General features: G+C 39.9%; 20 protein-coding genes and 1 tRNA gene. 15 read left to right on the plus strand and 6 right to left on the minus strand.

Features of this window, described 5'->3' with window-relative positions:
* Positions 1 to 103: 103 nt before the first annotated feature.
* From H5200_RS00740 to gorA, 4 genes are all read right to left on the minus strand, one after another.
* The gene (locus tag H5200_RS00740) at positions 104 to 835 is read right to left on the minus strand and encodes a glutaredoxin family protein (protein ID WP_182760726.1); all 732 of its coding nucleotides are present in this window, start codon (positions 833 to 835) and stop codon (positions 104 to 106) included.
* A 114-nt stretch (positions 836 to 949) separates the two neighbouring features.
* Positions 950 to 2,623, minus strand: coding sequence for a hypothetical protein (locus H5200_RS00745; protein WP_182760727.1), 1,674 nt, complete (start codon positions 2,621 to 2,623; stop codon positions 950 to 952).
* 204 nt (positions 2,624 to 2,827) lie between these two features.
* The gene (locus H5200_RS00750) at positions 2,828 to 3,874 is read right to left on the minus strand and encodes an AraC family transcriptional regulator (RefSeq protein WP_182760728.1); all 1,047 of its coding nucleotides are present in this window, start codon (positions 3,872 to 3,874) and stop codon (positions 2,828 to 2,830) included.
* A 157-nt stretch (positions 3,875 to 4,031) separates the two neighbouring features.
* Complete coding sequence (gorA, locus tag H5200_RS00755) at positions 4,032 to 5,393, minus strand: glutathione-disulfide reductase (protein WP_182740612.1); 1,362 nt, start codon at positions 5,391 to 5,393, stop codon at positions 4,032 to 4,034.
* Between the two features lie 131 nt (positions 5,394 to 5,524).
* Here gorA and prlC point away from each other — a divergent pair, with 131 nt between their 5' ends.
* The 5 genes from prlC to H5200_RS00780 all read left to right on the plus strand — a co-directional run bounded on the left by prlC (position 5,525) and on the right by H5200_RS00780 (position 12,324).
* Positions 5,525 to 7,576, plus strand: a complete 2,052-nt coding sequence (gene prlC / locus H5200_RS00760) for an oligopeptidase A (protein ID WP_182719252.1) — start codon at positions 5,525 to 5,527, stop codon at positions 7,574 to 7,576.
* A 127-nt stretch (positions 7,577 to 7,703) separates the two neighbouring features.
* Positions 7,704 to 8,885: a response regulator transcription factor gene (locus H5200_RS00765; protein WP_182719251.1), complete on the plus strand. Its 1,182-nt coding sequence runs from the start codon at positions 7,704 to 7,706 to the stop codon at positions 8,883 to 8,885.
* Positions 8,886 to 8,942: 57 nt separating this feature from the next.
* A complete protein-coding gene (locus tag H5200_RS00770; RefSeq protein WP_145238699.1) occupies positions 8,943 to 9,698 on the plus strand; it encodes a class I SAM-dependent methyltransferase in 756 nt (251 codons plus the stop codon).
* Between the two features lie 121 nt (positions 9,699 to 9,819).
* The gene (locus H5200_RS00775) at positions 9,820 to 11,745 is read left to right on the plus strand and encodes a methyl-accepting chemotaxis protein (RefSeq protein WP_182740614.1); all 1,926 of its coding nucleotides are present in this window, start codon (positions 9,820 to 9,822) and stop codon (positions 11,743 to 11,745) included.
* Between the two features lie 105 nt (positions 11,746 to 11,850).
* Positions 11,851 to 12,324: a peroxiredoxin gene (locus H5200_RS00780; RefSeq protein WP_145238704.1), complete on the plus strand. Its 474-nt coding sequence runs from the start codon at positions 11,851 to 11,853 to the stop codon at positions 12,322 to 12,324.
* Between the two features lie 108 nt (positions 12,325 to 12,432).
* On the opposite strand, the gene H5200_RS00785 is transcribed toward H5200_RS00780, so the two are convergent.
* Positions 12,433 to 14,559: a S8 family peptidase gene (locus H5200_RS00785; RefSeq protein ID WP_182760729.1), complete on the minus strand. Its 2,127-nt coding sequence runs from the start codon at positions 14,557 to 14,559 to the stop codon at positions 12,433 to 12,435.
* A gap of 324 nt (positions 14,560 to 14,883) precedes the next feature.
* On the opposite strand from H5200_RS00785, the gene H5200_RS00790 reads away from it, so the two are divergent.
* On the plus strand, positions 14,884 to 16,068 hold the full coding sequence (locus H5200_RS00790; RefSeq protein ID WP_182760730.1) for an NAD(P)/FAD-dependent oxidoreductase: 1,185 nt from the start codon (positions 14,884 to 14,886) through the stop codon (positions 16,066 to 16,068).
* Between the two features lie 201 nt (positions 16,069 to 16,269).
* On the opposite strand, the gene H5200_RS00795 is transcribed toward H5200_RS00790, so the two are convergent.
* Complete coding sequence (locus H5200_RS00795) at positions 16,270 to 18,756, minus strand: type I restriction-modification system subunit M (RefSeq protein ID WP_182760731.1); 2,487 nt, start codon at positions 18,754 to 18,756, stop codon at positions 16,270 to 16,272.
* A 406-nt stretch (positions 18,757 to 19,162) separates the two neighbouring features.
* On the opposite strand from H5200_RS00795, the gene H5200_RS23830 reads away from it, so the two are divergent.
* The 9 genes from H5200_RS23830 to H5200_RS00840 all read left to right on the plus strand — a co-directional run bounded on the left by H5200_RS23830 (position 19,163) and on the right by H5200_RS00840 (position 26,498).
* Positions 19,163 to 19,294: a hypothetical protein gene (locus H5200_RS23830; protein WP_055014250.1), complete on the plus strand. Its 132-nt coding sequence runs from the start codon at positions 19,163 to 19,165 to the stop codon at positions 19,292 to 19,294.
* Between the two features lie 52 nt (positions 19,295 to 19,346).
* Positions 19,347 to 20,006, plus strand: a complete 660-nt coding sequence (locus tag H5200_RS00805) for a hypothetical protein (RefSeq protein ID WP_182760732.1) — start codon at positions 19,347 to 19,349, stop codon at positions 20,004 to 20,006.
* A 675-nt stretch (positions 20,007 to 20,681) separates the two neighbouring features.
* Positions 20,682 to 21,332 carry a hypothetical protein gene (locus H5200_RS00810; protein WP_182760536.1) on the plus strand — a complete coding sequence of 217 codons (651 nt, stop codon included), beginning with the start codon at positions 20,682 to 20,684 and terminating at the stop codon, positions 21,330 to 21,332.
* 612 nt (positions 21,333 to 21,944) lie between these two features.
* Positions 21,945 to 23,129: an RNA ligase RtcB family protein gene (locus H5200_RS00815; RefSeq protein ID WP_182760733.1), complete on the plus strand. Its 1,185-nt coding sequence runs from the start codon at positions 21,945 to 21,947 to the stop codon at positions 23,127 to 23,129.
* A gap of 2 nt (positions 23,130 to 23,131) precedes the next feature.
* Positions 23,132 to 23,782: a peptide chain release factor H gene (gene prfH / locus H5200_RS00820; protein WP_182760734.1), complete on the plus strand. Its 651-nt coding sequence runs from the start codon at positions 23,132 to 23,134 to the stop codon at positions 23,780 to 23,782.
* A 1-nt stretch (position 23,783) separates the two neighbouring features.
* Positions 23,784 to 24,119, plus strand: coding sequence for a low molecular weight protein tyrosine phosphatase family protein (locus H5200_RS00825; RefSeq protein ID WP_259399155.1), 336 nt, complete (start codon positions 23,784 to 23,786; stop codon positions 24,117 to 24,119).
* Between the two features lie 283 nt (positions 24,120 to 24,402).
* A tRNA-Ile gene (locus H5200_RS00830) sits at positions 24,403 to 24,479 on the plus strand.
* 177 nt (positions 24,480 to 24,656) lie between these two features.
* Positions 24,657 to 25,523 carry a sce7726 family protein gene (locus H5200_RS00835; RefSeq protein WP_182760736.1) on the plus strand — a complete coding sequence of 289 codons (867 nt, stop codon included), beginning with the start codon at positions 24,657 to 24,659 and terminating at the stop codon, positions 25,521 to 25,523.
* Positions 25,524 to 25,550: 27 nt separating this feature from the next.
* The gene (locus H5200_RS00840) at positions 25,551 to 26,498 is read left to right on the plus strand and encodes a sce7725 family protein (protein ID WP_182760737.1); all 948 of its coding nucleotides are present in this window, start codon (positions 25,551 to 25,553) and stop codon (positions 26,496 to 26,498) included.
* Positions 26,499 to 26,500: the final 2 nt, after the last annotated feature.

Consider the following 26,500-nt stretch of genomic DNA (forward strand, 5'->3'; position numbering starts at 1 on the left):
GATGGAGCGTTAATAAAAAATAACACGTGACCATACTAACTAAATTTTGCAGATTTAACCACGGTAGAACAGTAATAAAGGGGCAAAACCGTTATATGTTTTATCAACTAACTAGCATCCAAAGACCCGCTGTTATCATAAATAGATTCTCGGTTAATGAGATAAAACCTAGCGGTACATTGCTGTTGCCACCGACGCACGCGCACTTGAGTTCACGTTTATCTATATATACAGCTTTAAATACTGATACCGCACCAATACCACCAATAAATAACGAGAACGGCGCCACCGCTAAGGCCGGAAGTTTGGCCACCATCCCGATGGCAACATAGGCTTCAATAAAAGGATAAACATAAGCATAAGGCACAACGCGCATGGCAAGTAAGTCATAGGTAATAAATGAGTTTGAAAAGCTATATAAATCTTGTAGCTTTTGAATTGCTAACACCGCCATCGACAGTGCAATAAACAGCATTAAGTTTTGCATAGACAATAAAGCGTCGCCATTGGCATAGCTAAACCCGCAGCTGAGTAATAGTGTGACTGCAAAAATAGCTAACACTGGCGTGTAAGTTGTGCCTTGTTGACCCGCTTTGGTCAGATTGAAAAAATCGCGCAAATCATCGTACCCACCTATACGTTTATCATCAATAAAGGTTTGTGGCGTGGTTTTTACATTATGCTGCTGTTTGAATTCGTCAGTTTGCTCACGGCTGGTTAAGTGACGATCATCAACATCGTAACCATGTCGCTCTAATAAATCTTTTGATTTTAAACCGAAGGGGCAAATATGCTCATCGGTCACCATGCGATATAAAATTGCAGATTTAGACACAGTGCCTCCTTGTAAAAATGCCTTGAGTACTGCGTAAAAGTTGCTTAATTACACAGTAAACAAGGGCAAATTGTTGCTATAACTGAATAGTTACAAGGTTTATGCCAGCACTGTTTATTGCTTAGTTATGGTTAAAACAGCATCCATCACCGGATCGACACCTGCAAAGTAATCTTTTGCAGAAAGTGTAATTGGCATATCGGGCGCTAACCAAATACGATGATCTTCAGCTCTGCTTTGCTGGTGGAACTGGCTCGAAATAAGTCCTGTTTGTTTACTGTATGGTAGGTTAAACCAGCCTGCTTCACCAGCCACGTTAGGGCGGGTGCCTGATGGTTCACCTACAAAAATCGCTGGCACTATATTGGCAATCTTAACTGCTACATCATGGCCTGCCGAAAACGTATTGCGGCCAATTAATATAAATAACTTTCCTTGTGGCTTTAATACTTTAAAAAATGCGGCAGTTGCCACCATAGGTGGGTTGAGCGAGCCATTACCACCACTGTTATGGCGAAGGTCTAGCACCATATGCTCAATGTCATCGTATTTGATTTGTGCTTGTAGCTGCATAGCAAATTCAGCAAGTGTGAGATCTTTGCTATTTCGCACATCATTGAATTGTACATACAGTAATTTATTCGTTTTGATTTGTTCGCTCCAAAACGGCGTGTTGTTTTTTGCTAAGTATCTAAGCGTAGGGTGTTCAGTAAGTTTTGGTAACTTAGGAAAACCTGCAAATTGCATTGACTTGAGCGCTGGTGTAACTGTGGTGATAGCCCCTTTTGGTGAGCTGAGCGTGAGTGTTACCTCGTTACCTTTGCTAATGCCAAGCCCGTTTAGTACATCAAGCAAACTTAAATAATATGGGCCCAACCACAGGGTTTGCATTTCATTATCACGAGCATTAACACGTTTAGTTAACTCAAGGGCTTGATCGGCTGGTGTATCGGCAAATGCTGCAACTTTATAGCCAATATATTGCTGGTAATCACTACTTGCTTTGGTGATGTATAAGCCATCACTAAATTGATAAAACTGAAATGGCAATTGCTGAAAGTTGCCTTTTTCACCCCATGCTGGGATCAATAAATTATGACCATTGCCAAGTAGTGCAATTAGCTCCATAAACTGAAAAATAATTTGCTGATCAATCATAATAGGAATCGCTTTATCAATGCTTGCTACTTTTTCAGCAAATTGTTGAGGGCTTATGTTTTGATACATTGCCACGTGTAAACGTTTAATCTCTGCAGCTAAAAACGCTAAATCGGTGCGCCATTTTTGATCTCGATTGAGTTCAGTCTCCAAATTATTACCTGCAAGTGATTTATAACTGGTTGATTGCGCAAAGCGTTCAAAGTGAGGGTTAGTACCAGATTTAAATAAGCTGGTGCCAGCAAGTGTTGGGCGGTCATCCCATCTTGCTGCCAGTGCTTTTTTGAGCCAATACTCGGCTTGCTGTTGGTTATTAAGCTCTGCGTATGCCTCTGCAATTTTCACCATTAAATCGTTAGGATTACTAGCCCCATTAGGAATGCCTTTTAAGCTAGTCCCAATTGCAAGTGCGCGTTGCAAAGCATTGCTGGCATTTTGATAATCGGCCAATTGAAAATAACTGAGACCAAGTAAATACCAAGTATCGCCATCATTTTGATATTCATTAATGAGCTGTTTTGTGAGTTTATTCACCAGAGCCCAGTTTTGTTGTTTAGCAAATTCTATTGCTGCTGTTTTCGATTGAAAGTAAGCGATTGGGTCTGTTGCACCAACGCGATTTGGTTGCACTTTTAAGGCTTGATTCGTTACCTCTAAAGAATGATTCGTTGCTAACGCAGACGCAGAACCCGAAAAGTTTATTAATAGGCACAATATTAGTAGTAAAAAATAGGACTTGTACATCTGGAGTCTCAAAGCTGTTTTTTGTTTAAATTAGCGTTTGGGCTGTAAAAAAGCGTCCTAAAACAGGATTTAGGACGTTTTTTGTCTGTTTTATGAGCTGGTTTTTAGTGTTTGCTTCTTAAATTGACTCGGCGTTAATCCCGTTTCTTTTTTAAACACCGCATTAAAAGTCGATTTAGAATTAAAGCCAGCTTGAAATGCCAGTTCTATCAGGCTGAGTTTTTGAGGTGAGTCTTGCTCTATTTCGCGTTTAACATCATTCACTCTATGCTGGTTGATGTACTCACAAAAGTTGTTCCCCGTTGTGCTGTTAATAGCCCAAGATATTTCTTTACTACCGAGCCCTGTTTGATCTGCTAAGTCGTTTAGTGACAGCCTAGGTTGTCGATAAAGCGATTCATTAATAATCAAGTTATCAATGGTTGAGAAAATTTGCTGTGCAAGTTGCTCATCAGACGAATCAGCTTCTTCAGCTTCGGTTTCTTCAGGTAATGTGACAGGCTCGAATTGAAAGCTATTCTTGATGGTGTGGAACAACAAAAAGCTAAACATAAGCAGTAACAGTATTTCGTTTAATAAGTACCAGTACATCTTTAAATCGAGCGGCGTGATTGGTTGCACATTCATGCGCAGCAAATCGAATACGACAATAATGGCAAAAATAAATAATGCTTTGAACAACCACTTTAACTTAAGGCTCTCAGCATCTGAGCGCGCATGCATAAGTTGTTTGTGGTAGCCCTTTAAAGTGCCATAAGCAAAGTAGAAGTAGCCAAGTTGACTGAGCGAACCGAGTAAAATGATCGCCTGCGTGTAGTGGGTAAAGGCCAAGGAAATAGCCGCAGGAATTAAGTGAACCGCGTAGTGTGATGTTATAAAGGGCTGCTTACCTGTAATCGACAAGGTAAAAAAGTAAATCATAGGCCCATACAGTAATGTAAATGCCGGTGTGATTAAGTAATCAGAAAGGCCTAACCCTTCTAACAGGTTAAAGGCGCATACACAGCCTTGAAATACAAATAGCAGCACCAAGGAACGACTTTGTTTTTGGCTATTAATTAATAATGCACCAAATAACATTTGGAACAGAAAGATACTCTGTACAAGGTGTACAGGGAATAAAGAGATTGATTGCAAAGTAGTTTACGTTCTTATTCTTTTAACTGAGTTTAACAACTCACCATCACCTTGTAATCATAGGCATAAAAAAACCTTGTGGCAGCACCACAAGGTTTTAATCTTTGCCCGAAGCCCGAAGCCCGAAGCCCGAAGCCCGAAGCCCGAAGCTCGAAGCTTATCTCATAGTAACAAACTCTTCTGAGCCAGTTGGGTGCAGTGCAACAACGGCATCAAAATCTGCTTTGGTTGCGCCCATTTTCATGGCCACGGCAAAGCCTTGGATCATTTCATCAACAGCAAAACCTAAGCCGTGTAAGCCTACAACTTTCTCGTCAGGGCCTGCGCACACTAGCATCATGTTACATGCTTGGCGGTGCTGAGTAACCGCAGTGTACATAGCAGCAAAGCTTGATTTATACACTTTTACGTTCTCGTTGCCGTACTGCGAAATTGCTTCTTGCTCAGTTAAACCAATGGTACCAATTGGCGGGTGGCTAAATACCACGGTAGGAACTAAGCTGTAATCCATTTTTAAATCATCTGGCAGGTCTTTATTGAACAAACGCTCTGATAAAGTACGGCCTGCTTTTACTGCAACAGGGGTAAGCTCTATACCGCCTTCGATGATATCACCCACAGCATAAACATTTTTAGCCGTGGTATTTTGGTACTCGTCTACCTTAACGTAACCGCCTTCGTTTACTTCAACACCCGCTGCGACTAAATTAATCTTATCAGTCGTCGGTGTACGGCCAATGGCCCAAATGACTTGATCAACATTTTGACTGTAGCCATTTTCAAAGTGGATAGTTAAGCTGCCATCGCTTTCTTTAACTACTTCTTTTGGTAAGCATTCGGTATGCAGCGTCGGGCCTTCTTTGGCCATAATATCAACAAGGGTGTCGATGATGTATGGGTCAAAGGTGCGCAGTGGTTTATTTTTACGAACAAATAAATGGGTTTCTGTACCTAGGCTATGTAGTACACCGGCAATCTCTACCGCGATATAACCGGCACCAACAACGGCAACGCGTTTTGGTTGTTCATTCAGCTCAAAAAAGCCATTTGAATCGATGCCGTGTTCAGCACCTGGGATATTTGGAATGCTAGGGCGACCGCCTACGGCCACTAAAATATGATCGGCGGTGTAGTGCTCGCCGTCTACTTCGACTGTTTTACTGTCAACAAATTTAGCAAAGCCTTTAATAACTGTTACGCCGTTTTTAGCAAGGCCATTATCGTAACCTTTATGAATGCGGCCAATATAGGCTTCACGGCTTTCTACTAGTTTACTCCAGTTGAATTCTTTTACTTCAACATTAAAGCCGTAATCAGGGGCGTATAAGTTAATTGCTTCAGCAACTTGAGCGCCATGCCACATTACTTTTTTTGGTACACAACCTACATTTACACAGGTTCCACCCATATGTTTTGCTTCAATTAGTGCCACTTTCGCGCCACGCATTGCTGCACGGTTAGCTGACGCTATCCCGCCGCTGCCGCCGCCAATCGCAATGTAATCAAAATGCTGAGCCATCTTTAGTCCTCAAGTTTATATAAAACGTATTTCTCTGATAATAACACATGGCAGACCCGTTAAAAGCCCCTTGTATTTCGAGACGTACGCCCCAACTTAAAAATCATATTCGAAACGATTTGAGAGCTAACATGAGCGATTTACAAAATAACCCACTAATAGGCCTTGAAGGCTTACCACCGTTTTCAAAAATTAAGCCAGAGCATGTTGTGCCGGCGCTAAAAGCGGGTATTAGCGAATGCCGCGCTAAAATAGACGAAGTGCTGGCTAATAAATCATTCACTTGGCAGGACTTAGTGTTACCTCTTGAAGAAGTTGACGATAAATTATCGCGAATGTTTTCTCCGGTATCGCATATGAACTCCGTAGTTAATAGCGATGAATTACGTGAAGCGTACGAACAATGTTTACCACTTATCTCAGAGTATTCAACCTTTGTTGGTCAACACCAAGGGTTGTATGAAGCCTACAACGCACTGCACAACAGCGATGAGTTTAAAACGTTAAGTACGGCTGAACAAAAAACTATTACTAATGCATTGCGTAGCTTTGAATTATCGGGCATCGCCTTGGCGCCTGAGCAGCAAAAGCGCTACGGCGAGATCAGCGCACGTTTATCAGAACTTGCGGCTAAATTTGGCAATAACGTGATGGATGCCACATTGGCTTGGCAAAAGCACATTACTGATGAAAGCGAACTCGCAGGTTTACCTGAGTCGGCGTTAGCGTTAGCGGCAGATACAGCAGCAAGCAAAGAATTAGATGGCTGGGTATTTACGTTAGATTTCCCGTCGTATTTACCTATTATGACCTATGCAGATAACCGTGAACTACGTGAAGAAACGTATACGGCATTTGTAACCCGTGCGTCTGATCAAGGACCTAACGCGGGCGAATTTGATAACTCAGCAATAATGAGCGAAGAACTCGCACTACGTCATGAAATAGCGCAACTATTAGGTTTTGCCAGTTATGCAGAAAAGTCACTCGCCACTAAAATGGCTGAAACACCAGAGCAGGTATTCTCATTTTTAGAAGACCTAGCGGCTAAATCTAAACCTCAAGCTGAGCAAGAGCTTGCTGAGTTACAAGCTTACGCCAAAGAAAAACACGGTATTGAGCAACTTGCTGCGTGGGATTATGGCTATTACGGTGAAAAACTAAAACAAGAGAAATACGCAATATCAGACGAAGTATTGCGCCCGTATTTCCCCGCAGATAAAGTACTAAGCGGCTTGTTTGAAACGGTAAATCGTTTATTTGGTATTAGTGTTAAAGAGTTAAAAGACATTGATAGTTACCATAAAGATGTACGCTTTTTTGAAATTTACGACAGTAGCAATACCCTGCGTGGCCGTTTTTATCTTGATTTATACGCGCGTGATCACAAACGCGGTGGCGCGTGGATGGATGACTGCATGGGTCGAAAAGTACGCGCCAATGGCGAGTTACAAACGCCTGTAGCGTATTTAGTGTGTAACTTTAATAAAGCGGTAGGCGATAAGCCTGCACTGTTTACTCATAATGAAGTCACCACTTTATTCCATGAGTTTGGCCATGGTATTCACCATATGCTAACCCAAGTTGATGCCGCGCCAGTTGCGGGTATTAATGGTGTTGCATGGGATGCCGTTGAGCTGCCAAGTCAGTTTTTAGAAAACTGGTGTTATGAAGAAGAAGCACTTAACTTTATTTCAGGCCACTATGAAACGGGCGAGTCATTGCCTAAAGAGTTATTGGATAAACTACTAGCAGCTAAAAACTATAACTCAGGCATGCAAATGCTGCGTCAAATCGAGTTCTCGTTATTTGATTTTAGAATTCACAACGATTATCAAGCGGGTGAAGAATGCCAAATTCAAGCGCGTTTAGATGAAGTGCGTAGCCATACATCAGTTGTTAAAGCACCAGAGTTTAACCGTTTTCAACATGGTTTTAGCCATATCTTTGCTGGTGGTTATAGCGCGGGTTATTATTCGTATAAATGGGCCGAAGTGCTTTCAGCTGATGCGTTTTCCAAATTTGAAGAAGAAGGTATTTTTAACCCAGAAACTGGGCAAGCCTTTATGCAGCATATTTTAGAAAAAGGCGGCAGTGAAGAGCCAATGGAGTTGTTTAAAAACTTCCGTGGTCGTGAGCCAAGTGTCGATGCACTATTGCGCCACAGTGGTATTGCAGCTTAAGCACTACGTATATTTAATCTTTAAAAAGCGCCGTTTGGCGCTTTTTTACTATTTAGAGTAATAAATTGTCGCAAAATCAGGGCTCCGTACTATGCTTTTTTAAGTAATTAATAAAAAGGAATTGGGCATGACAAAACTGGTACTGGCGATTGATGATGATAAATATGTTCATCGTGTAATAGAGGAATCATTAGCGGGGTTTTGTCAGTTAATTCATGCTAAAAATGGCGAAGAAGGTTTAAGGCAAGCTTATAAATATAGCCCTGACATTATTTTATTGGATGTTGAAATGCCCGGGAAAACGGGCTACGAAGTGTGTCGTGAGCTGAAAAATAATGAGCAAACCAAAGATACCCCAGTAATGTTTTTGTCGGGTAAAAGCGAATTATCAGAACGTGTTAAAGGTTATAATGCCGGTGCTGCCGATTACATTGTAAAGCCCTTTAATACCGAGGAATTAATGGCGCGTATTCGGGTGTTGTATCAATATCGTCAGCATTCTATTAAGTTAAAAAATGATGTAGAGCGCGCGCAGATCACCGCTGAAATAGCCATGACTGACTCCGGCGATATGGGTCGCATAATGCGTTATGTAGGGCAAACCTATCACGCCCATGATGTGCAATCATTATCGGCCCATTTTTTTGAATTCTTCCGACCGTTAAATCTCGATGTAGTTGTGGCTTTTTGGTATCAAGATGTAGGGGTTGTGTGCACTGATGACGGTGGTGTTTGTCCGTTAGAGCAAGAGTTATTAGAAAAGCACCGTTATTCTAATCGCTTTGTTGATTTTAGTAGTCATACTATTGTTAATTACCCGAAAGTGTCTATTTTAATTAAAAATATGCCTTTAGATGATGTTGTGTTGTATGGCCGCTATAAAGATTTATTCCCGCATATTTTGGAAGTAACCAATGCCAAAATCCAAGATATGGAAGTAAACGAAAAAGCACTGGCCCAAGCGCATGCGGTTGGTAATGCTTTTAATGAGCTTTCTTCGCAATTATTTGTCAGTAGCGAGGCGCGCGAAGAAGCCGTAGCTAAATTGACAACTCAGTTATCTGAATTACGTGCACTTATGCAGCATGAACCCGCTTTTGCTGCGAACCAAGCATTGGCATTGCAGGTTGAGCAATTAGAGCAAACACAATTACAGTTAACAGTCTTGAATGATGACTTGGCTTTTATTAAGCATCAGCTCAATCACATTATTGAATCGCGTAGCGAATTGATCGATAGCCTGAGTAAAATTGCTACGCCGGAGCACACTCAAGACGTTACTTCGCAAACGGATATTGAGCTATTTTAGTGCTATGGCGCTTAGCAGTTGATATACTTCGCGAGCTATTCACGGTCGGAGTTTATTTTGGTTATACAGTGTCCTTTTAAAGAAGTACGTCCTTATCTTAATGAAATTGAGCTGCGTTTTGGGCTCGCTGAGTGGGCGGCACAAAGCGAAGGCTTTTCACTTCATTATGATGATCAAGGCTTAAGCTTACGAAAAACCGATGAACCAAAACTTGGCGCTATTAGTGTTGATTTTGTTACCGGTGCAGTGGCTCACCGTCGTAAATTTGGTGGCGGTAAAGGGCAGTCTATCGCCAAAGCGGTTGGTTTAAATAAAGGAGCGACCCCCGTTGTTCTAGATGCGACCGCAGGGCTTGGCCGTGATGGTTTTGTGTTAGCATCGCTGGGTTGTAAAGTGATTTTACATGAGCGCCATCCGGTTGTTGCAGCATTACTTTATGATGGTTTGCAACGTGCTTATAGCGATAATGAAATTGGCCCGTGGATGAAGCAAAACATGAGCCTAGTGTTTGGCTCCAGTCATACCTTACTCGCGCAATGCGAAAGTATGCCAGATGTGGTTTATTTGGATCCAATGTTTCCACACCGTGAAAAGTCAGCACTGGTTAAAAAAGAAATGCGGGTGTTTCAAGACTTGGTTGGCGCAGATAATGATGCTGATGACTTACTCGCATTTGCCTACCCACTTGCCAGCAAGCGAGTGGTAGTTAAACGCCCCGACTACGCACCGTTTTTAAACAACCAAACGCCAAGCATGCAAATAAAAACCAAAAAGAATCGCTTTGATGTGTATGTCAAAGCCGCCATGGTGTGAAGCTTTATTCGTATTTTTTATTTTTGTTCCTATAAAGTTATAAGTGTTTCATATCGGCTTTCATTAAATTGTCATAAATAGTTAATAGTGTACGCGCAGTTACCCAAAGGAATTTAATTTCATGCGCGTGTCATCATTCACTCGGTTGCTGGCTATTTTGCTGGCATTGGCTAGCCTGCTGTTAGGCGGAACCTTGTACTGGGCAAGTCAAACCTTAGTTAAACTCGAACAACAAGACCAATCTTATAATCAATTAAAAAATAAAATACTTGTTGATTTAAAAGGCTTACTAGAAGATTACTTAGCACAGGGCGATAGTCAGTATTTAGGGAAAGCGTCGGATTTAATTAGCCAAGTAAAAGACACCCAACTTGCCATTTTACCAATTGATTTAAAACAACAGTTAGATCTGCAATTAAGCCAACTCGATACTGATATAAAAGGTAAGTATCGTGCTTTAGGTAAACTTTCAGGTAATGAAACAGCATTGCTTGATAATGCACTTAGGCAAATGGCGGGCTCAGCATCTTCCTTGATTGGTTATGCTAACAAAGCAGGGCAACAAAATACTAACGCGCAGGCTTATTATCAGCTTGCCAGTGATTACTACCGCGAAGTGACAAATTTGTCGTTGTTTACTTATCAGCTAATGCTTAGTTTTGATCAAGACACACAAACCAACTTACAACAAAGTATTGCTAACTTAAACCGTTTAGCAAAGCAGATTGACGAGCTTGAAAACTTGGGCGTTATGAGTGAAGTTGATGAAGATAGTTTGTTTATAGATGAAGAAGCCGAAGATTTAGCCGGTGAAATTAAGGCAGAGCTAAGAAGCTGGCCGAACCGCTACCCACGTGATTTAGAGAACACCATTGCACAAGCTCAGCAGCGTCAAACAGGCATACAGGCTCTGCGCAAACAGATCAGTACACTTTCTGACACGGTGATAAATGCTGAGCAGCAACTTAAAATTCAGCAAGGTACGTTAAAGCAGCGAGTATTCGTAGTGTTTTGCATTGCCATTGGCATGTTGGTTGTATTGGCTGTTGGTGTTTACTTTGTACAGCGAAATCAAGTATTAACCCCGCTTCGTCAACTACGTGATGGCTTTGCATTTTTAATCGAAAGTAACGAATTAAAAAATATTGAAAGTAGTAACTCAAAAACAGAAGTTGGTGAAATAGCTAGTTACTTTAACCAGTTAATTGAGCGTCAACGGTTAGAGGCTGAAGAGCGTGCACAAATGCTCAAGGTGATTAACGATTTTATGCAAGAAATGAGCGAGCATCTACATACGATAAGTCAGCAAACAGATGCCAGTCATCATCAAGTTGAACAAAATCAAGAATTATTGGCTGATATTCAACATATTGGTGAGCAAGTAAACGATATAAACGGCAAAGTAGCAGATAACGCCAAGCATACGTTTTCAGCAATGGAGCAAAGTTTAGGGTTTGCCCAAAACATGCTCAGTGCTAGCTCAAATACACAACAGCGGGTGGAGCATGGTTTACATAGCTTGCAAGAGTTGCTCAGTGGTGTACAAGATGTAGGGAAAGTTATTGAAGTGATCCGCAATATTGCAGATCAAACTAATTTGCTGGCACTCAATGCTGCGATCGAATCAGCGCGCGCAGGTGAACATGGCCGTGGTTTTGCTGTGGTTGCAGATGAAGTGCGCAAGTTAGCTCGGCAAACACAAGGTTCGCTGAGTGATATTAATAACCAGCTCAATCTATTGAGTGAAAACTCAACTATGGTGTCAACGCAAATATCAGCATTAGCTGATGATGCTCAATTGCAAACCGATAATGCCCAAGAGCTGAAACGAAACTCCGAAGGGGTAGCTCATAATGCACAGGATGCTAATAAAGTCGCTTTTGATGCCATGGAGTTGGCAAAGCAGCAAAACTCATTGTTAGAGAACTTCAGCCAGTCAATGCAAAGTATGAAAGGGCAGGTGAGTGAATCCAGTTTATTAGTGGCTGATATTCATCAGCGTTTACAGCAGCAAATGCATACTATTCGCAGTAGTTTAGGATTGTAACTTTGCTTGCAAAGGCACAATTACTCGCAACTCGATGTTAGGGTTGGTTGCGCTTTTGTGCTATTTTGGTGTTGTTCAAAACCCATCACTTTAAAAGGAAATATCATGATTTCTCAAGGTCAAACATTACCAGCCGTTAGTCTTACACAGCTTACTGACGACGGTATGCAAACACTTACCAATGAAACACTTTTTGCAGGTAAAAAAGTGGTGTTATTTGCAGTGCCAGGCGCGTTTACACCTACGTGTTCAAATGCACATTTACCTGAGTTTATTACTCTAGCAGATAAAATAAAAGCCAAAGGCGTTGACGCTATTTACTGTGTATCAGTAAACGATGCGTTTGTAATGAAAGCATGGGGTGAGCAACATAATGCTCAAGCAATCGAGATGCTTGCCGATGGCGATGCTAGCTTTACCAAAGCACTTGGTTTAGATAAAGACACTGCTGCATTTGGTGGTGTACGCTCAACGCGTTATGCAATGATTGTTGAAGATCAGCAAGTCACAGGTTTATTTGTTGAACAAGATAAAGAGTTTGCAGTAAGTCGCGCAGAAGCGGTACTTGAAAAGCTTTAAAAAAGAGCTAAAAAAGCCGAACTTTCATTCGGCCAAAGTTACCAAGGGAACTGGCAAATAGCACTTATAGGCATAGAGTTTAATACAAACCCTATGCCTTATTGCTAATTAAGGCTGGTATTGTGCGTCAAGCGTTAAACCGGCAAAGGTTTTATAAGCATTCACACTCATGTGCCAAGTTCCTGCTTGAGGATTGCTAAACGTACATGTCTCTGCGTTACCGTTTTTATATGGGCGGCAATCATAGCTAGAGCCTGTTGGTTGGCTGCCAAACTTAACAAATAAATCTGCATCACCTGAGCCACCAGACGTTGTTACGGTAAAGCTTGCCATTCCTGCTGGAACATCAAGGGTATAATGTTTCCATTGCCCTGCATTAGCTGAAATATCAGATACAGTTCCACCACCTGCTTGTGGATTACCTGTGTTACCAGAGGTTGTTAAATTACCAACTAAACTCACGCCTGAGTAAGCCGAGTAACCGCGTACCATCACATGATATGTACCAGCAGTTGGGCTGTCTATAGAGCACTCTTCGCTGTTACCCCCTTTATACGGACGACAATCATAAGTTGATGTAGTGGGTTTACTACCTGAGCGTACATATAAATCTGCATCACCCGTTCCGCCACTCATAGTGAAAGTCACATTACTTGCGCCACTTGGTACAGTCATTGTATAAAAAGTATCACTACTCGCAGCGCCACTTAGGCCCGTTTGAGCTTGGCCATCAAGTAACTCATTGCCGCCAACGGGTGGTGTAGTACCACCGCTTGCAGCAGCAACTGCGGCTGCAGCGTCAACAATACCAGTACCACAGTTATTGCATGTGGCAGGGAATGAGCGAGTGCTTGATTTTAATATGCTTTCAATTTCATCAGGCGTTGCAGTTGGCTTTGCTTGTTTAATAAGAGCAGCAACACCAGCAACATGAGGTGCAGCCATCGATGTACCTTGTGAGTAATGATAGCTGTCACTTGAAGGACTTGATGAACCTGAGTTATGTGTAGATAAAATACCTTCAGAATCATTAGCAAAGCTTTGCGCACCACCAGGTGCTGCAACATCGATAGATGTACCATAGTTTGAGTAGTAAGCTCGACCACCATTACGACCAACCGATGCAACATTTACTACGCCATTACAGTTACCAGGGTTATAGTTGTTAGCATTGTCGTTATCATTACCTGCGGCAATGACAATTACAGTGCCGTTATTACGTGCTTGGTTAATCGCGTTTTGTGTTGTTGAGCTACAAGAGCCGCTGCCACCCAAACTCATGTTGATGACATCAGCAGGATTAGCATTAGCTGGTACGCCAGAAACTGATCCGCCTGAAGCCCAAATAATGCCGTCGGCAATATCAGATGTTAAACCACCACATTTACCAAGTACGCGTACCGGAACAACTTTAGCATCATAAGCAACACCAGCAACACCTTCGCCATTATTCGTAACGGCTGCAACAGTACCTGCAACATGGGTTCCGTGCCAGCTTGAACCTTGTGCACTGTTATTATTACCACACTCACCGGCAGATACTGCATCACCTGGATCGCGTGCATCACTATCGCGTGCGCCGCCGTCATTTGCGACAAATGTATCCGAAATCATATCGTAGCCAGGTAAAATATTGGCATTAAGATCAATGTGTGGACGATAACCAGTATCTAATACTGCCACTGTTACACCGCTACCTGTTGCGGTATCCCATGCAGTTGGAAGGTTTAACCCGCCAGCTTGCTCATAGTAATGCCATTGGTCGTCATAACGAGGGTCGTTAGGAGTTGCAAATGGTTTTAACATCTGGTCGATTTCAATGTATTCAACATTGCCTGAAGCCATTACTTCTTGCATATATTGTTGGGCTTCGTCAGCGCTTAGTTTTTTATTTGCACGCATAACATGATGATTGTCCAATGCCATTGCACGGATATATTGCGCCTTAACTTTTCCTTTTTTACTGGTAAAGTTTTTAACAAAGCCTTGGGCCTTTTTATTCATCATTTGTGGGCTAGTATCAGCAATCGAAAATGTTGCAATATCATTACTATTATTTTTATACTTGATGATAAAGCGTGTACCGAGAGGATCTTGGCTTTGTAGTTTTGTTGTTATGTCAGCAATAGATGGTGTTATTGCTTCGCTAGGATTTGCCATGCTTGATGTCGCTGCAAATATCGCGCTCACAGTAAGCGCTACAGCGCATTTTTTAAATATTTTTCTTGTTGTCATAATTATCCCTAGATTGTTATTAAGCTTCACGATGAATTGTCGTGAAGGGGAACAAAAGTAAATGATCTGTTAAAATAGTTAAAGTAACGTTTTATTATTAATGTCTCTATTTTAGTTATATCGGGATGTTTATATGGCTAAATACGATTTTATGACTTTTATTATGCCGTTACAGTGGTTATAAAGTATTAATTAATTTGTAGACTGGCGAGGTGAACATTTATTTTTTCACACTTTGTTGTTAATAATAAAATAGTGAAATACCGCTCAGTTTGTACTTTTAAATTTGCTACAATTGCAAAAATTTCCTCATGAGATGAACAAATGACCCAAGTAGATGTAATAGTGATCGGTGCCGGAGCCGCAGGTTTAATGTGTGCAGCACAAGCAGGATACCGTGGCCGCAGTGTTACAGTGCTTGATATGGGCAAAAAGCCTGGTCGTAAAATTCTCATCAGCGGCGGCGGACGTTGTAACTTCACCAATGAAAACGCCAGCCCTGAAAACTATTTATGTGGTAATCCACACTTTGTAAAATCGTGTTTAAGCCGTTATACCCAGCATGATTTTATTGAGCTGGTGGACAGACACGGTTTGGCGTATCACCATAAAACCCTTGGGCAGTTATTTTGCGACAATAGCGCACAAGATATCGTTGATATTTTGCTAACTGAGTGCGAGTGGGCGGGTGTTAATGTTGCGCTGCGTAACGAAGTGCTTAGCGTTGAAAAAACCGCTACTGGCTATCTCGTGATCACAGAACAACAGTCATACAGCTGTGAGTCACTCGTTGTTGCCGCTGGTGGCTTAACCATGCCAAAACTAGGCGCAACACCAATAGGGTATAAAATTGCTGAGCAATTTGGCTTAAAAGTATTACCGACCATGGCAGCACTTGTACCATTTACCTTGCACCAACATGATAAAGACCGCTTTGAAGGGCTATCGGGTATTAGCGTGCCATGTATCGTCAGCAGTGAAGACGGCACAAGTTTTAAAGAAAACATCCTATTTACTCACCGTGGTTTATCAGGCCCCGCTATATTACAAATCAGCTCATTTTGGCGAGCAGGGCAAGCAGTGACTATAAACCTGTTACCAGAGCTTGATTTAACAGCGCAATTAGCAACATGGCGAGAAACCCAAGCACAAAAATCATTAAAAAATAGCCTAGCGACTATTTTGCCAAAACGCTTTATTGAAATACTGCATGAGAGTAAAGCTATTCCAGATTGCAATGTAAATCAGCTCACCCATAGCCAAATTGACGAGCTAGCTAATTACATTCATAACTGGCAAATTAAACCCAACGGCACCGAAGGTTACCGCACAGCGGAAGTAACTCTAGGCGGTATAGACACCGACGAACTTAGCTCAAAAACCTTTGAAGCGAAAAAAGCTCAAGGGCTGTACTTTATTGGTGAAGTAACCGACGTAACCGGTTGGCTAGGCGGCTATAATTTTCAATACGCGTGGAGCTGCGGCTTCGCAGCAGGGCAGTATTGTTAGTGATTCAGCTTTGGCATAGCTTTTTCTTTTTTCAAGTAACGCTCTGATAACTTCTTCATGACGCTCTTGACTCTTGAAAGATATTGGAAGAGCGTTTCAAAAATGAATTATTTAAGTTCTGATGCATCCATTTTGCCACGCAATATGTCTGCGGCGTTGAACAGATGTCTTTCTAACTGGGATAGGGTTAAGGGCATATTTTTACTTCTTAAAATGTGAGTCGATGTATTCTAACAGTTCATAACCGTATAAGGTCACTGAAGCTGTACCTCGCCTAATGATAAATTCTGTAGGAGCTTTTTGATCTTTGTCTGGAAGTAATACGGGTTTAGAAGCCCTTTGACAGTCAACAACTACGATTATTTTGGTGTCTATTTCAACAGATGAATACTTCAACCATTTGTTGTTTCTCTCACCTATAAGGTTCGCAACGATTTGAGATAGACGCTTTATGTAAGCTTCGGCTTTTATTTCACCTATGTGCTGCATTTCCTTTTCAACACCACAGACTTTGCTGTCATCAGTTACACCTATCAATAAGGTGCCACCATCAGTGTTTAAAAACGTTGCAATATTCTTAGCAATTTTATACTGCTCTTCCCTACATCTCTTTTTGTATTCTTTATCACTTTTGTGGAAAGTGCTCTGTAAATCGTCAACATTGGCGAAAAAAGATTGTTTAAACTCAATTCTCTGAGTTTCATTTATTTTGATGAGTTGCTTTATTCTGTTGGCTTCATCAAGAGTTGAAAGTTCATAAATAAGGCTATCTGCTTGATTTTCAAAATCTTGATAAAGAGCAGGTTTTTCAAGTAAGTTGTCTTTAAATTTGGCAAGTTGCTCTCTTGCAACATCTAACTTTCTGGCCAAGTTTATTATTCTATTTTGTTCATTCTCCGCTGGAATGAATATTGTTAAACTCTCAAGGTCCTTTCTATTTAGCATTGGCATGGTTGTACCACGAGGAAGGTGAGATAGCGTGAGCTTACCTAGTTCTGATTCAAAAAATAATTTTACGTACTCGCTTGAAACTATATTTTCATCAAACTGAATTTCAAAAAAATTCGACTTGTTTCTGGTGCCTATTTCGTCGTGTTCAATGCACTGTTTTGTGCCTCTAGCTATCTTACTTAACACTATAGTATTTGAACGAGGGCTATCAGAAGGAGAGTTAATTGATTTTATTGCGCAGTTTTCATGGTTAGAGGAAAAAGAGTACTTTTTAAAAGTTTGATGGTGTGCATTGAGTTCATTTATTCGTCTTAAAACAGGTGAATTATCAACATAACGCTTTACGCTAAGGTTGTAATCATTTTTACGAATTTCTTCTATGTAAACTAATTTTGAATAACTTCCATCTGTGGCGTAAGAAAAGTAGGCATTGGTAATTTTTTTGATATCTTCTGGGCGCAGACGATTTGCGTATCGCACTTCACTATAGTCATGTGAAGCATCGACAAATAAAACTTTTTGTTTGTTAGCATCTGATTTATTTTTGTTAAGAACTAAAATGGCAGTAGGTATACCTGTGCCATAAAACAGCCCCTGAGGCAGAGCAATGACGGCTTCTATTAAGTCGTTTTCTATAATTCCCGCTCGAATTTGTTTTTCTTCACCATTACGAAAAAGAGCGCCAAAAGGAATAGCCGAGACTACTTTTCCATGATCTTTACAGGTCGCTAGCATGTGCTGTAAAAACATTAAATCCGCTTTTTTAGTTCCGGTAGTTACCGCACCATATTTAAATCTTTCGGGGAATTTAAAATCGAGGTTTAAATTTTGATCTCTAGTGCCAAAGTTGCTGGAAAAAGGAGGGTTTGATACCACTCTGTCGAATTGGGTAAGTGTTCCATCACTATTGATATATCTTGGGTTTTCTAATGTATCTTCGTTTGCAAGGTTACTTAGCTGAGCCCCAGAAAATAGCAGGTTCATTTTGGCAATTGACCACGTTGTACCTTTTATTTCTTGCCCATAAAGATCTACATTTGAATTAACCCCAGTACTATTACCGACATACTTTTGTGCCTCGATGAGCATACCGGCAGAACCACAACATGGGTCATAAACAGTGCTGCCATTTTGTGGATTTGCAAGTTCTACCATTAACTGAACTATCGCTCTTGGGGTATGAAATTCTCCGGCTTTATTTCTAGCATTTTCTGCAAAATAGCCAAGTAATGATTCAAAGGCCTCACCTAAAACGTCTGAGTTTTCTAGGCTATTATCAGCTAGGTTAATTTGGTTAAAGTGAGAGAAAAATTCGCGAAGTTGATTATCTGTTAATGTTCTTTTACCTACTTTACGATTAAAGTCGATGTGCTCCAATACGTCTTGAAGTGAGCTATTACCTTGCTCTATTCCGCCAAGCGCTTCATTTAAGAAGTTACCAACATTTTTATTGGCTTGTTTGACTAAATACTCCCAACGGGAGGTGGGAGGCACATAAAAAGTATTTTTGTACCACATTTTATTTTCGGCAATGTTTTTAGCTTCTTCTTTGCTTTTACCTTTTTCAAGTTGAGCATTGATAACTTCTTCGCGACGTTCTTCAAATGTATCGGAACAGCGCTTTAAAAACAGCATGCCGAAGATATACTCTTTAATCTCGGAAGCATCTATCGTGCCACGCATTATATCCGCAGCTTTAATTAGATGATTTTCCAGTTCAGTTTGAGTTATCTTCATGTATCAGCCTTCAAAACTCTTCGTCGATTTTATCAGGCGTAATACCTGTTCATCTCTACTACCGATGTTATATCTCAGCATAAACTGTTGTTAATTTGGGAGTACATAATATCCTTATTCTGCAGATTTTATTGGTGGAGGACTCTTTTTTATTCTACCTGCTTTTTTCCAACTTTAGATATGTTGCACCAATTGAATTGTTCATATTTCGTCTGTCATTACTTTCTCTAAAAATGAACAGGTACAGGATATGAGAAAATTGAGGAGATAACAAGAAGTCAGTAAACAGGCATTGTTTGATGATTTAAAAAATATCATCGGATATCACCAATTATCATTAAACTATCAGTTTTTGTTTTTTCCTAATTTCATATGATTTAGATAGACAATCAACGAGGAGAAAAACATGTCTAATCAAAATAGTAATCACAAAGCGAATCAAGCAAATAATAATAAAGGCACTTCAGGAAATAACCCTGCTAATGCTAAAGTACATGGTAACCGAGGTAAGCAGATGAATCCAAACCAGAAGAAGTAACTGGGAATGGAGAAGCAGGTGATTATTCATCTGCTTCATTTTAAGGATAGTTATGGAAGCAACAACAAACTCAAAAAAGAATAAGAGAAAGTTCAAACAAACCAAGCAGCTAATAAGACTGGCACTAAATGATGGTTGGACTCAAAATGAAATTAAAGATGCCTGTAGGGTTCAACAATCAATTGTGAGTGGATGGAATAGTGGCTCTAAACAAGGCACTGAACAGCAGCTAAAACCCTTGCTTGAAATTTATGGTCATAAATTAAGAAGAAACTCTTTTCGTGTTTATTGGAATATCGCTCCTGAGACAAATTCAAAAAATTTCTATAAAGTTGAAGGAAAGGTGATATTAAGCCAAGCATTTTTTGATGCTAGACGAGTTAACTACAAGCTAGAGAAAAAAATTCCTCAATATAAGCTAGTCATCCATCACCAAGGTAGTAGCAAGTTTAGAGTTGTGTATCAAAGCCGTCTAATGTTTCAAAATACAAATGCCGAATTAGAATCAACAGTTGAAGACGCTATTTGGGGGTCGGTTGTTTCTGAGCAATTTAGCCTATCAGAGCTGCTAGCTGCTATTGATACATTTTCAGAAACTACTTTAGCTAAGTACCCTAGCGATGCGAATACATTGCCATTTATAGTAAGACAAGCTTTGCTAAATCATGGGTTTGGTATTGACGGAGTTGTTGAATACCCTGCTATTTGGTAAATTAGTGAGACCCTCATAGGAAACTGGCACCTTAACGCCGAAATATGTGGATAAACCACATCAGTTTGAAGCACCTGTATTGGTAAGCCCTGTGACTAGCCAGTTTGCTACCGCAGCGCTATTCAAACATTTTTAGGAGCACATTGTTATTGCTTTCATTAAGCTAGGTCAAAGGTACTGCTGATTAGCCGAAACATACCATGTGATTACGGGATAGGGTGGGTAGGAAAGCCAGCCGTCACTTTTGTGGCCGCTGGCTTTTCGATATTCTGATGTTGCAAAAGTTGCTCATTCTTACGTCAGCTATTAGCGTTTTTAACTTGTTTCTTGCTTGCAGAAACTAAAGCCTCACTTTCTCTTACGGGCAAACTTTATTGTCATTTTCTCTCTTGCTGGCAAACTTTATTGTCGCTGCACAAGCTTGTGCAGAGACAATAAAGTTTGCCCGTAGTGAGATATGCTACAACATGCTCATTTTCTCTAGCTGATTTAAGGTTATTGATAATGAGCAGTTGCATAATTCTTATTACATCCATTTTCAAACAAGAGTTTGAATATTTGGTCAATGCTAAGAAAAATAATAACATAGTGTTAATGTTAGGAACTTTGCAGCGTCTATGTGGTCATATTAAATTAGTGTTATAGGGAACACTTATTGTTTAGGGAACAAATATTGTGACAACGTGGCGCTGGCCTTTTATTATTTCATTACTGCTCCACGGGATAATTTTTTCAATATTAATGAGTGTTAAAACCCCAAAATTAATAGTGACAGACACTCCCCCAATTAAAGCATACATGGTTAGTATGGCGTTGCCTAAGTCATTGCCTAGAATAGAAAAGAAGAGCAACCAGCACGACGAAGCCACGCTGTTGAAAAAGCTTGAAAAACCAATTATTCCTGCTGCAAATACGATTGTAAAAATTAAAAAAACAATAAAGCCTGTAACGCCCAAGGCACAAACAGACTCTAACAGCTATAAAAAAATAGACCTTAAATTAGGTTTAAAGAGCATACTAAAGCAACAGCAAAATACATTCCGATCAACACCTCCAACGTCACAAGTTTTAGCACAACCACAGCGTATTACAGTGCCAAAGGAGCACCAGCAAACCAGCATAGACCCATTAAAAGTTGAAAAGCAAAGCATGCAATTAACTATCTATCGCCTCGGAGATAACTGCTTTAAAAAGGTATCGATAGGAGCTGGTGTAATGCCAAAAAGTGACCTACCAGATAGTTACTTAGTAGGCACCACTTGTGCTAAAACAAAAGTAACCGACGCCTACGATCAAGCTATGAACAAATGGTTAGATAAAAAGTGACTACGGTGTGGAAGTTATTAGAAATAAAAAAGAGCTGGCACAAATTTTGTTAAGACAGCTATTTTGACAAACATGGAGTTAACCAATTCAGCTCAAAGAAGAACTTATACCCTTACCTCAACATAGTACCTGAGTTAATCGCAAAATTTCCTACTAACTAGTTAATGGTTACTTTTATCCTTGTTTTCTTGTTCAATCACTTCGTTTTACAGAACATGTATGTAAGTTAAAATACCTACTTCGGGCAAATACTCGTGTAACAACATATATATAAAATATAGAAGCACATAAAACACGCCATAATTTTTGTTTGCTTTATGTTCAAAAACTGATTAACATGCGTTCGTTCAATTTTTCAGCACTTACCCTAAGTGTTGGATTCATCAACTAACTGTGAAGGAGAAAATACTATGACAATGACATCAACATCCTTTGCAGGTCTTATCCGATAAGAAACTTGTTACTTAAACACGCTGTTATATATTAAGTACATTTAGGTAAGCATTGCGTTTAAACGCGTTCCTTTCGTTTGATTTCAAAATAGATCCAGACCTGCCAATTCGTATTTCGTTTTAATCCTATTTTTCTAACAAAGAAAAAGGAATTGGTATTATGGGCAAATCCGTCCAAAAAATAACTGATAAAGTTAGCCTTATTGCGTCTGCTGATACGTGGATTGAGGGGCTGGCGATACAGCAACTGATCAAAACATCAGAGCTAAATGGTATGCAGCGCGTTGCGGGCATGCCTGATTTACACCCAGGTAGAGGGTATCCTATCGGGGCTGCATTTTTCACTACCAACAAAATTTACCCTGCATTAGTGGGTAACGATATTGGCTGTGGTATGGCGCTGTGGCAAACCACAGCCAAAGTAGCAAAAGTAAATCTAGATAAACTTGCCAAAAAATTTACACATATTGAGCTGCCACTTGATGAAAGTTGGTTCTCAATCATAGAAAGTAACAAAGCGGCAAAAAATATTACTACCAAGGGTTATGATAGTGCCTTGGGTACCATTGGTGGAGGTAATCATTTTGCTGAGTTTCAAGCTATTGATGAGATATACAATCGAAGTGCCTTAGATGAGTTAGGGCTAAGTAAAAAGCATCTTCAATTATTGGTTCATTCAGGCTCGTGTGGGTTAGGGCAATCAATATTGGTTGAACATATAGCGGGTCATAATCACGATGGCTTATGTGAAAGTGATGCTGACTTTAAAGATTACATGAGCAAGCATGATGAAGCTGTGCGCTTTGCTGAACTTAATCGTGAGCTGATCGCTAAGCGGTTTTTAGAGGCTATACGAGCAAATGGTGAGTGTACCTTAGATATTAACCATAATTTAGTATCGGCTAAAAACATTGACGGTTGTGATGGCTGGTTACACAGAAAAGGTGCTACACCGAGTGATAAAGGCTATGTAGTGATCCCAGGCTCTCGTGGCGATTACAGTTATCTTGTAAAACCTGTATTTACAGAGTTTATTGGTAATGATCTAACAGTGCAGGAAAGTATCAATACCAGTTTATTTTCACTTGCACACGGCGCGGGGCGAAAATGGCAGCGTGGTGAGTGCCATGGCCGATTAGGTCATAAATACAAGCGCGAAGATTTATATCGTACAGCGTTAGGCAGCAGAGTTGTTTGTGGTAATAAAGAATTGCTATACGACGAAGCACCCCAAGCGTACAAAAAGTGTGAAACGGTTATAAGTGACATGGTTGATGCAGGTTTAATAGAAGTGGTCGCTAAGTTACGGCCAGTTTTAACCTTCAAAACAAATGGAGGTTGTTGATCATGATATTACTGCAATTATCAGCAGGGCAAGGACCTATTGAGTGCTGTAAAGCTGTAAGTTTAGCGTTAAAAATGATTAAAAAGCAATGCCTCGCACAAGGCATAGAACTCGAGATTGTTGAGGCTATTAGCGCAACCGAACGAGAATGTTTAAAGTCGGTTTTATTGCAACTTGATTCAACAGCCAATAGTGCGGCTAAGCAATTAGCTCAGTCATGGCAAGGTACTATGTTGTGGGTGTGTCAAAGTCAGTATCGGCTTAAGCATAAACGTAAAAACTGGTTTTTTAGCGGGCAACTGTTCGATATTGATGAAAGTAAGCTTGATAAAGGCGTAACTTTTCAAACATGCCGCGCGTCTGGCGCTGGCGGTCAACATGTTAATACTACTGATTCAGCGGTAAGAGCAACTCACACAGCAACGGGGACTTCGGTACGTGTTGAGAGTGAGCGCAGTCAACATGCCAATAAGCGTTTAGCAAGTGTGTTGTTGTTTCAAAAACTAGAGCAAGTAGCGTTGGATAAAATGACTCAGCAAGAAACAGCACGTTGGCAGCAGCACTGGGAAGTTGAGCGTGGTAACCCTGTAAAAACATTCACTGGTGAAAAGTTTGTTTTAAACCGTGACTGCTCCGTTAATGAAGGAACATAAAGTGACAAATGTACTTTTCATTTGTAGTCGCAATCAGTGGCGAAGCCCAACGGCTGAGCAAGTATGGAAAAATCACCCAGAGCTCGCTGTTAGCTCAGCAGGCACCAGCCCTAATGCAAAGAGAACAGTGAATGCCAAAATGATGCAATGGGCTGATGTCATATTTGTTATGGAGCAAAAACACAAAAATAGACTTAAAGCGCAATTTGGAGATTTATTAACGTATAAAGATATTCAAGTATTAGATATTGCTGATGAATACCAATATATGGATAACGAGTTAGTAAGTATTATAAAACAAAGCGTTGGCAGCTATTTAGCGCTAACTTTAGCGTAGCGTTTTTTATCTTGTTTGTGAATCGGTACGAACAAGATAAAACATTCGCGACTAAAGTCGTTCCTACATGATACAAGTACTCGTGTGAATGGCTTTAGTCACCAATAAAAGCTTTTTGCGACTACTATTTAAGCAGTTAGCTTATTGATTGTTAAAATAAAGGTTTTTGCTAGTGACAAGCCAGTAAAAACTTTTTATACTGCAACCCGCTTTAGTCGCTTAGGTGGTTAAACGCTTCAAAAATTTAGCTTTGTTTTTTAAAAAACATAAGCTAATACAAAATGGCCCCTTAGCTCAGTTGGTTAGAGCACACGACTCATAATCGTTAGGTCCCCAGTTCAAGTCTGGGAGGGGCCACCACTTTTAAAAGCTTTCCAAGTAAATACCTACTAACAGAAATTACTCTGTGCTACCTCTGTGCTACTTTTTATAATATTAATGAACATAAAATAATGCAATAATTACCTGTATATTTTGAATTCATGGGTTACTCTGTTTATGGGTAAATTAAATGGGATGTTTTTTACTTAACTGATTATGAAAAATATCGAACTGTCCAAATACGACTTTCAACTTATGAGCAAGGTCTTTAATAAGAGCATCCTAGTAGAGCTTGCTAAGTTTGGTGAAAGTCATACTCTTGAAAAGATAGTTTCTGGGTTAGAAGTCAATGTGATTCGCCTCGATTATCAGAACCTACCTGCATTTTTTGAGCGGGCATTTCACTTATTGAGACAGCATTATCCAAATGAATATATATATAAAAATGCTATCGCAGAAAAAATAGTAAGAGGAAGGCATAAGCTCTCAAATTCACTCTATGTCACAGAGTTTAAGGTTAATAATACTATTGCAGATGTTGCTATTTTTAATGGAACCTCAACTGCATATGAAATTAAGACTGAGTTTGATTCTTTTCAAAGGCTTGACTCTCAGTTAAGAACATATAAAAAAGCATTTGAAAAAGTTTATCTTGTTGTGCCTAGTGTTGATGTCGAGAAGGCTTTAAAAGTTGTAGATGGTACTACAGGTCTTTATGAGTTAACTGATAGATACAGCCTTAAAATGTTAAGAGAAGCATCTACAAACATAGAAACTTTTTGTTCAGAAACAATATTAAATTGTTTAAGAGTGCCTGAGTATATGCAGATTATTAGCAATAACTTTGATTACAGCCCCCCACTGAGCCCATCAAAAAGAAAACAAGATTGTATCGAATTATTTGCAAAACTTGATATAAAGACCCTTCATAAGGAATATCTAAAACAAATTAGAGCTAGGGAATACTCAGATTTAGAAAAAAGCACTTTTAAGGACTTTCCTAAATCATTAACCTCAGTCTTGTTGTCAAGTCGCTTGAATAAAAAGCTTTTATTAAATTTACAATCCTGTATTGTTGGTTAGTAAACACACAATACAAGGAATGTGAAAATGTATCACTCATATCTACGTGGTAAGCAGTTTGAATTATTAGCTGTTCGTTATGTTATCGACAAAATTGCAGAGAGCAATTCTACACCCATTATTGAGCCAGTTAGGCAGTCAAGCAGAGACATTCTTAAATGTATAGAAGTCTTAGAACAAAATAATTCAAATTATATCATTGTTTCAAATCCTAAAGTTGGAGAGTTAGCCAACAATTCGCTCGCGAGAGAGCAACTTTTAGATGAAATTTCTAATACCTATCCTAATGCTGAGTTTGGAATAATTGTGAATGATACATCTACAAATACAGAAATTAATATTATTCTCGATAGGTACCCACAACATAGTTTTTCAATTATTCATTTTGGTCAATTTCAGGATATCCAATTTTTACAAGAGCTATCAGCAACGAATAGGCAGTTTAAAAAGCATATTTTTATAGAGCATTGCTCAAGCAACTTTTATCAATCACAATTTAGTGATTTTGAGCGTGTATTAATTGATGATTGCTTTAATCGTAGGTCAACTAATAGAGAATACAGAGCTCAGTTAGAAGAGTTTTTTACTGATTTGCATGTCAACTATACAAGTCGAGGTTTTCAAGGCTACGGTGACTTTTCTGTTGTGGGTGATTACTTCTCTGAGGGAGGCGGGCAGGCTATAACAGCTGCTCTTCATATCACTTTTGATAAGCCGACTTTAGAAATATATATAAGGCATTTTTTATCAGCTGAGAGGCAAGTAGCTGATGAAGTGCCGATTTTGCTTGAAGAGGCTATTTCAGAGTTAGAAGCTTTTATAAGAACTAAACCTGAAATCTTAGTGTGGTCAAATTCTCTCAACGAATTGCTAGAAATCTATCAGAATGGTTGCCAAACCAGCTTGGCATATATTAAAAAGCTATCAATTGCTCATCACTTTGAATTAATGCATAAAGTACTAATCAATGGGTAGTT

The organism is Pseudoalteromonas sp. SG43-7 (genome assembly GCF_014164295.1).
Classification (GTDB): Bacteria; Pseudomonadota; Gammaproteobacteria; order Enterobacterales; family Alteromonadaceae; genus Pseudoalteromonas; species Pseudoalteromonas rhizosphaerae.

Excerpts from the sequence above, each read along its gene's own strand:
- H5200_RS00775 (WP_182740614.1), top strand. The coding sequence starts at position 9,820 with ATGCGCGTGTCATCATTCACTCGGTTGCTGGCTATTTTGCTGGCATTG.
- H5200_RS00840 (WP_182760737.1), top strand. The coding sequence starts at position 25,551 with ATGTATCACTCATATCTACGTGGTAAGCAGTTTGAATTATTAGCTGTT.
- H5200_RS00780 (WP_145238704.1), top strand. The coding sequence starts at position 11,851 with ATGATTTCTCAAGGTCAAACATTACCAGCCGTTAGTCTTACACAGCTT.
- gorA (WP_182740612.1), bottom strand. The coding sequence starts at position 5,393 with ATGGCTCAGCATTTTGATTACATTGCGATTGGCGGCGGCAGCGGCGGG.
- prfH (WP_182760734.1), top strand. The coding sequence starts at position 23,132 with ATGATATTACTGCAATTATCAGCAGGGCAAGGACCTATTGAGTGCTGT.
- H5200_RS00835 (WP_182760736.1), top strand. The coding sequence starts at position 24,657 with ATGAAAAATATCGAACTGTCCAAATACGACTTTCAACTTATGAGCAAG.
- H5200_RS00815 (WP_182760733.1), top strand. The coding sequence starts at position 21,945 with ATGGGCAAATCCGTCCAAAAAATAACTGATAAAGTTAGCCTTATTGCG.
- H5200_RS00765 (WP_182719251.1), top strand. The coding sequence starts at position 7,704 with ATGACAAAACTGGTACTGGCGATTGATGATGATAAATATGTTCATCGT.
- prlC (WP_182719252.1), top strand. The coding sequence starts at position 5,525 with ATGAGCGATTTACAAAATAACCCACTAATAGGCCTTGAAGGCTTACCA.
- H5200_RS00790 (WP_182760730.1), top strand. The coding sequence starts at position 14,884 with ATGACCCAAGTAGATGTAATAGTGATCGGTGCCGGAGCCGCAGGTTTA.
- H5200_RS23830 (WP_055014250.1), top strand. The coding sequence starts at position 19,163 with ATGTCTAATCAAAATAGTAATCACAAAGCGAATCAAGCAAATAATAAT.
- H5200_RS00785 (WP_182760729.1), bottom strand. The coding sequence starts at position 14,559 with ATGACAACAAGAAAAATATTTAAAAAATGCGCTGTAGCGCTTACTGTG.
- H5200_RS00805 (WP_182760732.1), top strand. The coding sequence starts at position 19,347 with ATGGAAGCAACAACAAACTCAAAAAAGAATAAGAGAAAGTTCAAACAA.
- H5200_RS00795 (WP_182760731.1), bottom strand. The coding sequence starts at position 18,756 with ATGAAGATAACTCAAACTGAACTGGAAAATCATCTAATTAAAGCTGCG.